Consider the following 13850-nt stretch of genomic DNA (forward strand, 5'->3'; position numbering starts at 1 on the left):
GGCGGCCAGATCGTGCCACACCCACCAACCCAGGGAGCATCGTGCCCGAGCCGAAGGTGACCGTCGTCCGTCACGACCAGAGCGTCGAGACCACGGTGACGACCGGCACGAAGGCGTGGGAGGTCTTCCGCGACGACGCCGACGTGGTCGCCGCGCGCGTCGGCGGCGAGCTGCGCGACCTCGCGCACGAGCTCCAGGACGGCGACGTCGTCGAGCCCGTCGCGATCGACAGCCCCGACGGCCGCGACATCCTGCGGCACTCCACCGCGCACGTGATGGCCCAGGCCGTCCAGCAGCTGTTCCCCGACGCCAAGCTCGGCATCGGCCCGCCGATCACCGACGGCTTCTACTACGACTTCGACGTCGAGGTGCCGTTCACCCCCGACGACCTGGTGAAGATCGAGTCGCGGATGAAGAAGATCATCAAGGCCAACCAGGGGTTCGCGCGCCGGGCGGTCTCCGACGACGAGGCGCGCCACGAGCTCGCCGGCGAGCCCTACAAGCTCGAGCTGATCGGCCTGAAGTCCACCGCCCGCGACGCGGCCGAGGGCGCGAGCGTCGAGGTGGGCGAGGGCGGCCTGACGATCTACGACAACAAGGACCGCAGCGGCGAGGTGGTCTGGGGCGACCTGTGCCGCGGCCCGCACCTGCCCGGCACCCGCCGCATCCCGGCCTTCCGGCTGATGCGCAGCGCGGCGGCGTACTGGCGCGGCGACGAGAAGAACAAGCAGCTGCAGCGCATCTACGGCACCGCGTGGGAGTCCACCGAGGCGCTCGACGCGCACCTGCACCGCATCGAGGAGGCCGAGCGTCGCGACCACCGCAAGCTCGGCCGCGAGCTCGACCTGTACTCGTTCCCCGACGAGATCGGCTCGGGCCTGCCGGTCTTCCACCCCAAGGGCGGGGTGATCAAGCGCGAGATGGAGGACTACGTCCGCCGCCGGCACATCGAGGAGGGCTTCGAGTACGTCGGCACCCCCCACATCGCCAAGGAGGGCCTGTTCCACACCTCGGGCCACCTGCCCTACTACGGCGAGGGCATGTTCCCGGCGATCGACGTCGACGGCGGCGAGTACCGCCTCAAGGCGATGAACTGCCCGATGCACAACCTGATCTACCGCTCGCGCGGCCGCTCGTACCGCGAGCTGCCCCTGCGCCTGTTCGAGTTCGGGCACGTGTACCGGCACGAGAAGTCGGGCGTCGTCCACGGCCTCACCCGCGTGCGCGGGTTCGCGCAGGACGACTCGCACTCCTACGTCACCCCCGAGCAGGCGCCGGGCGAGGTCAAGCACCTGCTCGACTTCATGCTCAGCCTGCTGCGCGACTTCGGCCTCGACGACTTCTACCTCGAGCTGTCCACCCGCGACGCGTCCAAGGACAAGTTCATCGGCTCCGACGACGACTGGGCCGTCGCCACCAAGGTGCTGGAGGACGTCGCCACGCAGAGCGGCATCGAGCTCGTCGCCGACCCCGGCGGGGCTGCGTACTACGGCCCCAAGATCTCGGTGCAGGCGCGCGACGCCATCGGCCGCACCTGGCAGATGGGCACCGTGCAGTACGACTTCAACCAGCCGTCGCCCGAGCGGTTCGACCTCGAGTACGTCGCGCCCGACGGCTCGCGCCTGCAGCCCGTGATGATCCACTCGGCCAAGTTCGGCTCGATCGAGCGGTTCATGGGCGTGCTCGTCGAGCACTACGCCGGCGCCTTCCCTCCCTGGCTCGCACCGGTGCAGGTGGTCGCGATCCCGATCGCCGAGCGCCACGCCGACTACCTCTACGAGGTCGCGGCCAAGCTCAGGACCAAGGGCATCCGGGTCGAGGTCGACGAGTCCGACGACCGCATGCAGAAGAAGATCCGCAACGCCCAGACCCAGAAGGTGCCGTTCATGGTCATCGCGGGCGACACCGATGTGGAGGCCGGCGCCGTGTCGTTCCGCTACCGCAGCGGCGAGCAGGACAACGGCGTGGCGGTCGACGACGCGGTCGACCGCATCGTGCAGGCCGTGGAGCAGCGGACCCAGGTATGACCGACGACGCCCCGACCGGGGTGGGGGACGGGCTGCCGTTCGAGCGTCTGTGGACGCCGCACCGGATGGCCTACATCTCCCACGACACCTCCGACGACGACGGCGGCTGCCCGTTCTGCTCGATCCCGCGGCTCGACGTCGAGACCGACGGCGAGCGGGGCCTGGTCGTGGCGCGCGGCGAGCACGTGTACGTCGTGCTCAACCTGCACCCCTACAACCCCGGCCACCTGATGGTGCTGCCCTACCGGCACGTCGCCGAGCTCGAGGACCTCACGCCCGACGAGGCCCTCGAGCTCACCGTGCTGACCCAGCAGGCGGTGCGCGCGCTCAAGACGGCGTCGGCGCCGCACGCGTTCAACGTCGGCCTCAACCTCGGCGGCGTCGCCGGCGGGTCGCTCTCGGAGCACCTGCACCAGCACGTCGTCCCGCGGTGGTCCGGCGACGCCAACTTCATCACCGTGGTCGGCGGCACCAAGGTGCTGCCCCAGCTGCTCGAGCAGACCCGCGACCTGCTGCGCGACGCGTGGCCCACCGACGCCCCCGGGGGATCAGCCTGATGGAACGGTTCCGGCAGTTCTGGACCAGGATCTTCTCGCCGGTCGCCAAGCTGCTGCTGCGGCTCGGCGTCTCGCCCGACACCGTCACGATCGTCGGCACGCTCGGCGTCAGCGCCGGCGCGCTGTGGTTCTTCCCGCGGGGGCAGTTCTTCGTGGGCGTGCTGGTGGTCACCGCGTTCGTGTTCTCCGACCTCGTCGACGGCCACATGGCCCGGTTGTCGGGGCAGTCCTCGAAGTGGGGCGCGTTCCTCGACTCCACGCTCGACCGCGTCGCCGACGCGGCCGTGTTCGGCGGGCTCGTGCTCTGGTACGCCGGCACCGGCGACGACCTCGTGCTGGCAGGCCTCGCGCTGTACTGCCTGGTCATGGGGTCGGTGACGTCGTACGCGCGAGCCCGCGCCGAGAGCCTCGGCATGGAGGCCAAGGGGGGCATCGCCGAGCGCGCCGACCGCCTGGTCGCGGTGCTCGTCGTCACCGGCCTGTCCGGCCTGTTCGACCAGCCGTGGATGCGCGTCGCCGTGCTCGCGGTGCTGGCGGTCGCCAGCACGATCACCGTCGTCCAGCGGATGCTCCTGGTGCGGCGCCAGGCCCTCGCGTGAGCCAGGCCGACCGGCCGAGCCTGCAGGACCGGGCCGGCGCGCTCGGGTACCGCGCGGGATGGTCGGTCGTCAGCCGCCTGCCCGAGCGCGTGGTGGGACCGGCGCTCGACCGCATCGCCGACCGGATCACCCGCGGTGACGGCAAGGGCGTGCGGCGGCTGGCCGCCAACCTCGCCGTCGCGACGGGGGAGGACGACCCCGAGCGCCTGCAGCAGCTGACGCGGGCCGCGATGCGGTCGTACCTGCGCTACTGGGGCGAGGCCTTCCGGCTGCCGCGCTGGGACGCCGACGCCGTACGCGCCAAGGTCGACCTCGTCGACGACCACCGCCTGCGCGACGCCTACGCCACCGGCGGCGGGGTCGTCGCGGCGCTGCCGCACCAGGGCAACTGGGACCTCGCCGGTGCCTGGGCGTGCGCCGAGGGGATGCCCCTCACCACCGTCGCCGAACGGCTGAGGCCCGAGAGCCTGTACGAGCAGTTCGTCGACTTCCGGCAGAGCCTGGGCTTCGAGGTGCTCCCCATGACGGGCGGCGACGCGCCGATGCCGACGCTGCTCACCCGGCTGCGCGCCGGCGCGTTCGTGTGCCTGCTCGCCGACCGCGACCTGTCGCGCCACGGCATCGAGGTCGACCTCCTTGGACGCCGGGCGAGCCTGCCGAGCGGCCCGGCCGTCCTCGCGCAGCAGACCGGCGCGACGCTGCTGCCGATCACCTCGGCCTACGACGGCGCGCAGATGCGCTTGACGTTCCACGAGCCCGTCGAGCACCGTCCCGGCCGCGACGGCGTCGCCGCGATGACGCAGGACGTCGCCGACGCGTTCAGCACCGCGATCCGCCGCGACCCCGTCGACTGGCACATGCTCCAGCGGGTCTTCCGGTGAGCGCATGAGGATCGGACTGGTGTGCCCGTACGCGCTGCACGTGCCCGGCGGCGTCCAGAACCACGTCGTCGAGCTCGCGCGGTCGCTGCGCGCGTCGGGGCACCACGTCTCGGTGCTCGCGCCGACGGACGGCGAGCCGCCCACCGACCCGCCCGTCGTCTCGGCCGGACGCGCCGTCCCCGTGCCCTACAACGGGTCGGTGGCGCGGGTCGCGTTCGGGCCGCTCGCGCTCGCGCGCACCCGGCGGTGGGTGCGCGGCGGGGGGTTCGACCTGCTCCACGTGCACGAGCCCGCCACCCCCAGCGTCTCGCTGATGGCCCTGGGGCTGTGGGACGGGCCCGCGGTGGCCACCTTCCACAGCCAGATCGGCCGCTCGCGCGCGATGACGGTCTCCGAGCCGGTGCTGCGCCCGGCGCTCGCGCGGCTCGACGCCGCCGTCGCGGTGTCCGACCACGCGCTCGCCGTCGTGGAGCGGTGGGGGCTCGGCACGGACGTCCAGGTGATCCCCAACGGCCTCGACGTCGCGGCGTTCGACGTCGCGGCGGCCGACCGCGAGCGGCGCCCGGGCCCCGGGCCGCGCCTGGTCTACCTCGGCCGGTTCGACGAGCCGCGCAAGGGCCTGGCCGTCGCCCTCGCGGCGATGCCGCACGTCGTCGAGGCCCACCCCGACGCCCACCTCGTCGTCGCGGGCGCGGGTCACGTCGCCGCCGCACGCCGACTCGTGCCCGACGCGCTGCGCGACCACGTGGAGGTGGTCGGACGCGTCGACGACCGTCGCCGTGCCCGGCTGCTCGCCGGCGCCGACGTCTACCTCGCGCCGCAGACCGGCGGCGAGAGCTTCGGCGTCGTCCTGCTCGAGGCGATGGCCGCCGGTGCGCCCGTCGTCGCGAGCGACCTGCCCGCGTTCCACGACGTCCTGGCCGGCGGACGGTGGGGACGCACGTTCGCCGCCGGGTCGGCCCGGGCGCTCGCCGGCGCCGTGGCCGACGTGCTCGCCGACCCCGGGACGCCCGCGCGGGCCCGCGGCGCCCGACGCGCCGTCCGGGCCTACGACTGGTCCGAGGTCACCCGCCGGGTGCTCGACGTCTACGCCGGGGTGACCGACCTCCCGTCCACGGGACGCCGCACGTCCTGACCGCAGGTGCCGCGGACCGTACGATCGAGCGGTACGCCCACGCCCCCAGGAGGACCCCGTCGTGACCGAGTCGAACGCCACCCCCGCCACCGGCACCGCACGCGTCAAGCGCGGCATGGCCGAGATGCTCAAGGGCGGCGTCATCATGGACGTCGTCGACGCCGAGCAGGCCAGGATCGCCGAGGACGCCGGCGCCGTCGCCGTGATGGCGCTCGAGCGCGTGCCCGCCGACATCCGTGCCCAGGGCGGCGTCGCGCGGATGAGCGACCCCGACCTGATCGACGGCATCCAGGCCGCGGTCTCGATCCCCGTGATGGCCAAGGCCCGCATCGGCCACTTCGTCGAGGCGCAGGTGCTGCAGTCGCTGGGCGTCGACTACGTGGACGAGTCCGAGGTGCTCACCCCGGCCGACTACGCCCACCACATCGACAAGTGGCAGTTCACCGTGCCGTTCGTCTGCGGCGCCACCAACCTCGGCGAGGCCCTGCGCCGCATCACCGAGGGCGCGGCGATGATCCGCTCCAAGGGCGAGGCCGGCACCGGCGACGTCTCCAACGCCACCACCCACATGCGCACCATCCGCGGCGAGATCGCGCGTCTCACGTCGCTCTCGCCCGACGAGCTGTTCGTCGCGGCCAAGGAGCTGCAGGCCCCCTACGACCTGGTGGCCGAGGTCGCGGCCGCGGGCAAGCTGCCCGTCGTGCTCTTCACCGCCGGCGGCATCGCCACCCCCGCCGACGCCGCGATGATGCGCCAGCTCGGCGCCGAGGGCGTGTTCGTGGGCTCGGGCATCTTCAAGTCGGGCAACCCCGCCCAGCGCGCCGAGGCGATCGTCCAGGCCGCCACGTTCCACGACGACCCCGACGTGATCGCCAAGGTCTCGCGCGGCCTCGGCGAGGCCATGGTCGGCATCAACGTCGAGGACGTCCCCGAGCCCCACCGGCTGGCCGAGCGCGGCTGGTGAGCCGCGGGACCGGGGGCGATCTCAAGCCCCGGTCAAGATGTCCTGAAGGTCCGTTTCTGTCCGTCACGATCCGGCTGCTCCCTCGTCAGTATTGACGACGGGGAACCTCCCGTAGCCGACTCGGACGAGATGAGACCAGCGCATGAAGAAGTCCACCAAGGGCGCCGTCGCGGCGACCGCCGCCGTCGCCCTCCTCGCGGGCGGCGCCGGCTCGTTGGCCTACTGGAGCGACAGCGGCACCGTCAACGGCGGCACGATCACGTCCGGCAAGCTGACGCTCACGCCGTCGGCCACCGCCGGCTCGTGGTCCAACGGCGCCAACACGATCAGCAACATCTCGACCTACCGCGTGGTGCCCGGCGACGTGCTCGTCTACACCAAGGGCTTCACGCTCGCCGCGGCCGGCAACAACCTGACGGCCACCGTCGGCGTCGACCCGGCCAGCGTCACCGGCGCGCTCGTCGGCACCGGCGGTGCCACGGTCACCACGCAGGTGCTGGAGGGTGCGACCCCGGTCACGACCGTCACCGCGGCCGACGACACCAAGGCGCTCACCGCCAAGGTGACGTTCACCTTCCCGACCACGGTCTCGGGCACCACCCTGCAGACCGCCACCGCCGACCTGTCCACGCTGGCGCTCCGGGTCACGCAGACCGCCCCCGGCACCTCCGGCAACTGAGGTCGGCGCCACGATCGCCGTCACCGCCGTGTCCGTCCGCAGGCTCGCCGCCGCCGCGGCGGCACTGGTCGTCGCGGCGGTCCTCCTCGGACCGCCGCTGACGTCCGGCGCGTCCTGGTCGCAGTCGGCGACCCTGGGCACCGGCACGATCACCGCCGGCAGGCTGACCGTGCTGAGCGGGACCACCTCGGCGGACGCGGTGAAGTCGTACCGGTTCACCGGTCTCGACGCGGCGGCGGTCGGCCCCGGTGCGGGCGGGGGCGCCGTCCAGGCGCCATTGACCGTCTCGAGCGGCGGCGACATCGACTACGTGGTCCGGCTCTCCGGTGCCACGCAGAGCAGCACCGCGCTCGCGGGCAGCCTGCTCCTGCGGGTCGTGCAGGTGACGTCGGCGTCGGCCTGCCCGGCGACGGGCGACCCCACCGGCACGACCCTGTACAGCGGCGCGCTCGAGGGCGCGAGCACCGCGTACGGCGGCACGCTCGCGCCGACCGCGTCCACCGTCTACTGCGTGCGCGTCCGGTTCGACCCGGCGTCCACCAACGCCCAGGCCGGGCAGACGTCGTCGGTGGTCCTCACCTTCACCGCCAGGCAGGCCCGCAATGGCTGAGTCCGGGACGCGCGCGCGGGCCTGGGTCCGCGGCGTAGCCCGCGTGCTGGTCTGGGCGGTGCTGCTCGGCGCCGTGGCCGTGCTGCTCGCCGCCGTGGTCGTGCCGCGCGTCGCCGGCGCGACGCCGTACACGATCCTCACCGGCTCCATGCGCCCCCAGATGCCACCCGGCACGCTCGTCGTGGTGCGGCCGATCGCGACCGACGACGTCCAGGTGGGCACCGTGGTGACCTACCAGCTGGAGTCCGGGCGCGACACCGTCGTCACGCACCGGGTGGTCGGGGTGTCGGTGGACGGCCGCGGACGCACGACCTTCACCACCCAGGGCGACGCCAACGACGTCGCCGACGCCGAGCCCGTCCGTCCGGTCCAGGTGCGTGGCGCGGTCTGGTACGACGTGCCGCACCTCGGCCGCGTCAGCACCCTGATCAGCGGGGATCAGCACGTCGTCCTCCTCGCGGTGGTGGTGGGCGGGCTCGTCCTCTACGCCGCCTTCCAGCTGACGGGCGCCGCCGTCGACGCCGTTCGCGGCCCCCGCACGCGCGGCCGGCACGCGAGCCGTCCGGAGGAGGTGTCGGCACGGTGAGGCGGCTCCTCGGCCTGCTGGTCGTGCTGCTGGTCGTCGGCGTCCCCGGCGTGGCCCGCGGCGCGGACGGCGACCGCGTGGCGCTCAGCCTCGACGGGCGCACGTGGTCGTCCTCGCTCGACCGCCCGGTGCTCAGCGACGCCCCCACCACCTGGGTGCCGGGCGACGTCGCCGCCGGCCGGCTGTGGGTGCGCAACGACGGCCCGACCGCCGCCGCGCTGTCCCTCGGCACCTCCGGTCGTGAGGGCGACGCGCTGATGGCCGACCTGCAGGTGACGGTGCGCTCGGGCGACCGGGTGGCGACGGTGCGCGGCGCCGGCACCACCAAGGACGACCTCGGCGTGCTCGAGCCCGGCCAGGTGACGAGGGTGCGCGTCGAGGTGGGCATCGTCGCGTCGTCGAGGAACCGGACCCAGACCGAGCGCGAGAGCGTCTCGCTGCGCGTCGTGCTGACCGAGGTGGTCGCGTCGGAGGCGGGCCAGGGCGGCGCCGAGGGCCAGGACGACGCCGACGACGAGGGCGCGGCACCTCCGATCGTCGACGCCCTCGGCAGCACCGACCCGTCGACCGCGGGCACCGCGCCGCTGACCGGCGGCCCGTCGGGCGACCTCCCCGGCACCGGCGCACCCGTCGGCGCGTGGTTCGTCTGGGCCGGGGCGCTGGTCCTCGGCACCGGCGCGGCGCTCGCCTCGACCCGGCGTCGGGAGGAACGGTGATCCGCGGGGCGCCCACGCTGCGCGACCGCGTGCTCGCGCTGCTCTCCCTGGGGCTCGTGCTCGGCCTCGGGGCGGTCGGCACCTCGGCGCTGTGGACCGACACGTCGACCGCCACCAGCTCCTTCGCCACCGGCACCGCCACGCTGCGACTGAAGGCGACCAACGAGCAGACCACCGCCTTCGGCACGCTCGACGTGTCGGGCCTGGCGCCCGGGAGCACCAAGGCCGCGGTGATCACCGTGCGCAACCGCGGCACCGTGCCGCTGATCTACTCGATCGGGGTCGGCGCGACCAACGCCGACTCCAAGAACCTGGCGGCCAACCTGGTCACCGTGATCCGCACGGACGCGGGCGTGGTCGGGGCGGGCACGTCGTCCACCTGCGGCACCGGCTCGTCCGAGGTGGTCAACCGGACCGGTCTCGCCGGGGGCGCGGTGACCGTCGGCGGGCAGCTCAACCCGCCGACGTCCGGCGCCGACCAGGACGTCTGCGTCCAGGTGGGGCTGTCCTCGGGCGCGCCCTCGTCGTTGCAGGGCGCCACGACCACGGCGACCTTCACCTTCACCGGGACGACGTTCGGATGACCGCGCGTCGCACCACCTCGTCCGTGCGCTCCGGCCTGCTGGTGGTCGGCGCGGTGCTCGGGACGCTCTGCGTCCTGTCGGCGCTGGCCGCGGCCCTGCTCGGCGTCACGCCCCTCGTCTTCCGGTCGGGCTCCATGTCGCCCGAGATCCCTACCGGCAGCCTGGCCCTCGCCCGCTCGACGCCCGCGGCCGACCTGCGCGTCGGCGACGTGGTCAGCGTGGTCGACCCCGCCGGCACCCGCATCACGCACCGGGTCGTCGAGCTCACCCGCGCCGGTGACACCGCGATCCTCGTCCTCAAGGGCGACGCCAACGACGTCGCCGACGCGCAGCCGTACGTCGTCACCGACGCCGACCGCGTCGTCGCGCACGCGCCGTACCTCGGACGCGCCGTCGCGGCGGTGTCGGGGCCGGTCGGGATCTTCGCGGGCGGCATGCTGTCGGGCGTCCTCCTCGTGGTGGCGTTCGGGCCGTCGAGGCGGTCGGACGACGACGACGGCGACGGCGGTGCCGAGGTGGACGAGTCGGTCGAGCCGCGGGCCCGCCGATCGTCGCCCGTCGGTCTGCGGCGGGTGGCGGTGGCCGTCGTCGCCACGGCGGTCGTCGCCGGAGCCGGGGGAGCGGTGCCGTCGACGCTCGCGGCGTTCACCGACGCGTCCACCGCCACCAGCACGATGTCCGCCCTCACGGTCACCCAGCCGGCCGCCCTCACCTGCGCCAACAACGGCGGGGCCGTGCTCGGGTACTACCCGTCGATCACGCTGTCGTGGACCGACGTCGCCGCCTTCGACTTCCAGGTGACCCTCAGCAACCTCGGAGGGTCCCGGACCTACACGGTCTCCACCGGCAGCTCGCAGAACGTGCCGGGCGGCGACCTCGCGGCGCTGCTCGCGGTGAACAGCACGATCAACGTCGCCGTCGTCGCGTACCCGGCCGGCACGTCGGCGAGTACCTGGACGTCGAGCGCCGCGACGCGCACCGTCAGCGCCCTGTCGGTGCTCGGCCTGGCCAACGGCGTCCGCTGCTGAGCGTCGTCCGCGCCTGCCGCTAGCCTCTCCGGGTGACTGACCCCGCCCCACCCACCGTCGGCGTCCTCGCGGTGCAGGGCGACGTCCGCGAGCACCTGCAGGCCCTGGAGCGCCTCGGCTGCCGGGCGGTCGCGGTGCGGCGCCCGTCCGAGCTCGACGAGTGCGACGGCCTGGTGCTGCCGGGCGGGGAGTCGACCACGATCGACAAGCTGGCCCGCCGCTGGGGGCTGGCCGAGCCGGTCCGCGCCCGGGTCGCCGGCGGGATGCCCGTGCTCGGCACCTGCGCGGGGATGATCCTGCTGGCCGACCGGGTGCTCGACGGCGCCGCCGACCAGCAGACCTTCGGCGGTCTCGACGTCACCGTGCGCCGCAACGCCTTCGGTCGTCAGGTCGACTCGTTCGAGACCCGGCTGTCGTTCGCCGACTGGGACGAGCCGGTGCACGCCGTCTTCATCCGCGCGCCGTGGGTGGAGTCGCACGGCGAGGGCGTCGAGGTGCTGGCGCGCGTCAGCGGGGGAGCGGCCGACGGTCGCGTCGTCGCCGTCCGCCAGGGGCACCTGCTCGCGACGTCGTTCCACCCCGAGGTCGGCACCGACGACCGCGTGCACGCCCTGCTCGTCCAGATGGTGGCCGACGCCCGGCGGTAGTCTTGACGCCGCACACGAACGCACAGCACCGCGGGGACGCGACGACGCACCGCAGGGACGGGAAGGACCGCCGATGTCAGGCCACTCCAAGTGGGCGACCACGAAGCACAAGAAGGCCGTGATCGACGCCAAGCGCGGCAAGATGTTCGCCAAGCTGATCAAGAACATCGAGGTGGCGGCCCGCACCGGCGGCGCCGACCTCGCCGGCAACCCCACGCTGTACGACGCGGTGCAGAAGGCCAAGAAGTCGTCGGTCCCCAACGACAACATCGACCGCGCGGTCAAGCGCGGCGGCGGCCTCGACGGCTCGGCCGTCGACTACACGACGATCATGTACGAGGGCTACGCGCCCGGCGGCGTCGCGATGCTCATCGAGTGCCTCACCGACAACAAGAACCGCGCCGCCATGGAGGTCCGCACCGCCATGACCCGCAACGGCGGCTCCATGGGCGACCCCGGCTCGGTGTCGTACATGTTCAACCGCAAGGGCGTCGTGCTCGTCCCGCGCGACCAGGGCGAGGGTGGCGAGACCGACGAGGACACCATCCTCATGGCCGTCCTCGACGCCGGCGCCGAGGAGGTCAACGACCTCGGCGACTCCTTCGAGGTGATCTCCGAGGCCACCGACCTCGTCGCCGTCCGCACCGCCCTGCAGGACGCCGGCCTCGACTACGACTCCGCCGAGGCCTCCTTCGTCCCGTCGATGACCGTCGAGGTCGACGTCGACGGCGCCGAGAAGGTCATCCGCCTCGTCGACGCCCTCGAGGACTCCGACGACGTGCAGAACGTCTTCACCAACTTCGATGCGTCGGATGAGGTCATGGCGCAGGTCTAGCTGCAGGCCCAGCCACACGAGAATCGGCGTATGACCGCACCGGGCGGTCATACGCCGATTTTCTCGTCCGCCGCCCAGCCCGTCCGGCGCGTCGGAGCCGGTGGGCGGGAGTGCCTCGTCTAGCCTGTCGAACATGTGTTCGCTCCGGGCCGTGTGGCTCGCCTGATGCGTGTCCTCGGCGTCGACCCCGGGCTCACGCGGTGCGGCGTGGGCGTGGTCGACGGCCAGCCCGGGCGTCCGCTCGCCATGGTCGCGGTCGGCGTGGTCCGCACGCCGACGGACGCGCACGTCGCCCAGCGGCTGCTCGCGGTCGAGCGTGGGCTCGAGGAGTGGGTGCTCGAGCACCGTCCCGACGCCGTCGCCGTCGAGCGCGTCTTCAGCCAGCACAACGTCAGCACCGTGATGGGCACTGCGCAGGCCAGCGGCGTCGCCATGCTCGTCGCCGCGCGCCACGGGCTGCCCGTCGCGCTGCACACCCCCAGCGAGGTCAAGGCCGCCGTCACCGGCAGCGGCCGCGCCGACAAGGCCCAGGTGGCCCAGATGGTCACCCGGGTGCTCCGCCTCAGCACGCCCCCCAAGCCCGCCGACGCCGCCGACGCCCTCGCGCTCGGCATCTGCCACATCTGGCGCGGCCCCGCCCACGACCGCCTCGAGGCCGCCCTGGCCAAGGCCGGGAGGACCCGATGATCGCCTTCGTCCGCGGCCAGGTCGCCGCCCTCACGCTCAGCACCGCCGTCGTCGAGGTCGGCGGCGTGGGCATGCAGGTGCTGTGCACGCCCACCACGCTGGCCCGCCTGCGTCTGGGCCAGGAGGCCCGCATCTCCACCTCGATGGTGGTGCGCGAGGACTCCCTGACGCTGTACGGCTTCGCCGACGACGACGAGCGCGACATGTTCGAGCTGGCCCAGACCGCCAGCGGCGTCGGACCCAAGATGGCCCAGGCCATGCTCGCGACCCTCAGCCCCGACGAGCTGCGCAACGCCGTCGCCCGCGAGGACCTCGCGGCGCTCACCAGCGTCTCGGGCATCGGCCGCAAGGGCGCCCAGCGCATCGTCCTCGAGCTCAAGGACCGCATCGGTCCCGCCACCGGGGCCGTCCCGCCCGCCGGTGTCGGGGCCGCGGCACCGTCCACCTGGAAGGACCAGGTCCACACCGCGCTCGTCGGGCTCGGCTGGTCCACCACCGAGGCCGAGATGGCCGTCTCGGCCGTCAGCGACATGGCCGCCGACCAGGTGGCCGCGTCCGGGCGGCCCGACGTCCCCGCCCTGCTGCGCTCGGCCCTGCGTAGCCTGGCGCGCAGCTGATGGACGAGGGGGCGCGCATGACCGACGACGACGAGGTGGTCACCCACCACCGCGGCCTCGTCGAGGCCACCGCGGAGGGCGACGAGCGCGCCGTCGAGGCGGCGCTGCGTCCCCGCACGCTCGCCGAGCTGGTGGGCCAGGAGCGCGTCCGCGAGCAGCTCGACCTCGTGCTGTCGGCTGCCAGGGCCCGCGGCGCGACGCCCGACCACGTCCTGCTGTCGGGTCCGCCCGGGCTGGGCAAGACGACGCTGGCGATGATCGTCGCCGCCGAGATGGGCGCCTCCCTGCGTCTCACCAGCGGCCCGGCGATCCAGCACGCCGGCGACCTCGCGGCGATCCTGTCGGGCATCGGCGAGAACGAGGTGCTCTTCGTCGACGAGATCCACCGGATGTCGCGGCCGGCCGAGGAGCTCCTCTACATGGCGATGGAGGACTTCCGCGTCGACGTCGTTGTGGGCAAGGGGCCCGGCGCCACCGCGATCCCGCTCGAGATCCCGCACTTCACCCTCGTCGGCGCCACCACCCGCGCCGGCCTGCTGCCCGGGCCGCTGCGCGACCGGTTCGGCTTCACCGCCCAGCTCGAGTTCTACGAGACCCACGAGCTGCACCGCATCGTCGACCGCTCGGCGGCCCTGCTCGAGGTCGAGGTCACGCGCGACGGCGGCCACCAGATCGCGTCCCGCTCACGCGGCACGCCC

General features: G+C 73.6%; 17 protein-coding genes. All 17 read left to right on the forward strand.

The annotated features are described in order from the left end of the window. The first annotated feature begins 41 nt into the window (after positions 1–41). Entirely contained in the window at positions 42–2027 is a 1986-nt protein-coding gene (gene thrS / locus ACI6PP_RS15750) for a threonine--tRNA ligase (protein WP_421112558.1), read from the forward strand. Beyond that, positions 2024–2584 carry an HIT family protein gene (locus ACI6PP_RS15755; RefSeq protein WP_421112559.1) on the forward strand — a complete coding sequence of 187 codons (561 nt, stop codon included), beginning with the start codon at positions 2024–2026 and terminating at the stop codon, positions 2582–2584. Before thrS ends, ACI6PP_RS15755 begins: the two co-directional genes overlap by 4 nt. Then, complete coding sequence (gene pgsA, locus ACI6PP_RS15760) at positions 2584–3183, forward strand: phosphatidylinositol phosphate synthase (protein WP_421112560.1); 600 nt, start codon at positions 2584–2586, stop codon at positions 3181–3183. Before ACI6PP_RS15755 ends, pgsA begins: the two co-directional genes overlap by 1 nt. After that, positions 3180–4064: a phosphatidylinositol mannoside acyltransferase gene (locus tag ACI6PP_RS15765; RefSeq protein ID WP_421112561.1), complete on the forward strand. Its 885-nt coding sequence runs from the start codon at positions 3180–3182 to the stop codon at positions 4062–4064. The genes pgsA and ACI6PP_RS15765 overlap by 4 nt, the downstream gene beginning before the upstream one ends. A gap of 4 nt (positions 4065–4068) precedes the next feature. Beyond that, positions 4069–5199 carry a glycosyltransferase family 4 protein gene (locus ACI6PP_RS15770; protein WP_421112562.1) on the forward strand — a complete coding sequence of 377 codons (1131 nt, stop codon included), beginning with the start codon at positions 4069–4071 and terminating at the stop codon, positions 5197–5199. A gap of 61 nt (positions 5200–5260) precedes the next feature. Then, positions 5261–6163: a pyridoxal 5'-phosphate synthase lyase subunit PdxS gene (pdxS, locus tag ACI6PP_RS15775; RefSeq protein ID WP_421112563.1), complete on the forward strand. Its 903-nt coding sequence runs from the start codon at positions 5261–5263 to the stop codon at positions 6161–6163. 142 nt (positions 6164–6305) lie between these two features. Then, the gene (locus ACI6PP_RS15780) at positions 6306–6842 is read left to right on the forward strand and encodes an alternate-type signal peptide domain-containing protein (protein WP_421112564.1); all 537 of its coding nucleotides are present in this window, start codon (positions 6306–6308) and stop codon (positions 6840–6842) included. A 28-nt stretch (positions 6843–6870) separates the two neighbouring features. Next, on the forward strand, positions 6871–7452 hold the full coding sequence (locus tag ACI6PP_RS15785) for a hypothetical protein (RefSeq protein ID WP_421112565.1): 582 nt from the start codon (positions 6871–6873) through the stop codon (positions 7450–7452). Beyond that, on the forward strand, positions 7445–8038 hold the full coding sequence (locus ACI6PP_RS15790) for a signal peptidase I (protein WP_421112566.1): 594 nt from the start codon (positions 7445–7447) through the stop codon (positions 8036–8038). The genes ACI6PP_RS15785 and ACI6PP_RS15790 overlap by 8 nt, the downstream gene beginning before the upstream one ends. Next, entirely contained in the window at positions 8035–8754 is a 720-nt protein-coding gene (locus ACI6PP_RS15795; protein WP_421112567.1) for a hypothetical protein, read from the forward strand. The genes ACI6PP_RS15790 and ACI6PP_RS15795 overlap by 4 nt, the downstream gene beginning before the upstream one ends. Next, positions 8751–9338 (forward strand): SipW-dependent-type signal peptide-containing protein, encoded by a 588-nt coding sequence (locus ACI6PP_RS15800; protein ID WP_421112568.1) that lies wholly within the window; start codon positions 8751–8753, stop codon positions 9336–9338. Before ACI6PP_RS15795 ends, ACI6PP_RS15800 begins: the two co-directional genes overlap by 4 nt. After that, positions 9335–10366 (forward strand): signal peptidase I, encoded by a 1032-nt coding sequence (locus ACI6PP_RS15805; RefSeq protein WP_421112569.1) that lies wholly within the window; start codon positions 9335–9337, stop codon positions 10364–10366. The genes ACI6PP_RS15800 and ACI6PP_RS15805 overlap by 4 nt, the downstream gene beginning before the upstream one ends. Before the next feature lie 32 nt (positions 10367–10398). Further along, the gene (gene pdxT, locus ACI6PP_RS15810; protein ID WP_421112570.1) at positions 10399–11013 is read left to right on the forward strand and encodes a pyridoxal 5'-phosphate synthase glutaminase subunit PdxT; all 615 of its coding nucleotides are present in this window, start codon (positions 10399–10401) and stop codon (positions 11011–11013) included. A 73-nt stretch (positions 11014–11086) separates the two neighbouring features. Next, entirely contained in the window at positions 11087–11848 is a 762-nt protein-coding gene (locus ACI6PP_RS15815; RefSeq protein ID WP_421112571.1) for a YebC/PmpR family DNA-binding transcriptional regulator, read from the forward strand. Positions 11849–12013: 165 nt separating this feature from the next. Beyond that, positions 12014–12535 carry a crossover junction endodeoxyribonuclease RuvC gene (gene ruvC / locus ACI6PP_RS15820; protein ID WP_421112572.1) on the forward strand — a complete coding sequence of 174 codons (522 nt, stop codon included), beginning with the start codon at positions 12014–12016 and terminating at the stop codon, positions 12533–12535. Further along, positions 12532–13152, forward strand: coding sequence for a Holliday junction branch migration protein RuvA (gene ruvA / locus ACI6PP_RS15825; protein ID WP_421112573.1), 621 nt, complete (start codon positions 12532–12534; stop codon positions 13150–13152). The genes ruvC and ruvA overlap by 4 nt, the downstream gene beginning before the upstream one ends. A 17-nt stretch (positions 13153–13169) precedes the next feature. After that, positions 13170–13850, forward strand: a 681-nt coding sequence (ruvB, locus tag ACI6PP_RS15830) for a Holliday junction branch migration DNA helicase RuvB (protein ID WP_421112574.1), incomplete at its 3' end; no start/stop codon positions are given.

Source organism: Solicola agrisoli, from assembly GCF_049059935.1.
Taxonomy (GTDB): Bacteria; Actinomycetota; Actinomycetes; order Propionibacteriales; family Nocardioidaceae; genus JAURVT01.

Coding starts and splice junctions, on each gene's coding strand:
- ACI6PP_RS15755 (WP_421112559.1), top strand. CDS start 2,024: ATGACCGACGACGCCCCGACCGGGGTGGGGGACGGGCTGCCGTTCGAG.
- ruvC (WP_421112572.1), top strand. CDS start 12,014: ATGCGTGTCCTCGGCGTCGACCCCGGGCTCACGCGGTGCGGCGTGGGC.
- pgsA (WP_421112560.1), top strand. CDS start 2,584: ATGGAACGGTTCCGGCAGTTCTGGACCAGGATCTTCTCGCCGGTCGCC.
- ACI6PP_RS15790 (WP_421112566.1), top strand. CDS start 7,445: ATGGCTGAGTCCGGGACGCGCGCGCGGGCCTGGGTCCGCGGCGTAGCC.
- ruvA (WP_421112573.1), top strand. CDS start 12,532: ATGATCGCCTTCGTCCGCGGCCAGGTCGCCGCCCTCACGCTCAGCACC.
- ACI6PP_RS15770 (WP_421112562.1), top strand. CDS start 4,069: ATGAGGATCGGACTGGTGTGCCCGTACGCGCTGCACGTGCCCGGCGGC.
- ACI6PP_RS15805 (WP_421112569.1), top strand. CDS start 9,335: ATGACCGCGCGTCGCACCACCTCGTCCGTGCGCTCCGGCCTGCTGGTG.
- ACI6PP_RS15780 (WP_421112564.1), top strand. CDS start 6,306: ATGAAGAAGTCCACCAAGGGCGCCGTCGCGGCGACCGCCGCCGTCGCC.
- ACI6PP_RS15815 (WP_421112571.1), top strand. CDS start 11,087: ATGTCAGGCCACTCCAAGTGGGCGACCACGAAGCACAAGAAGGCCGTG.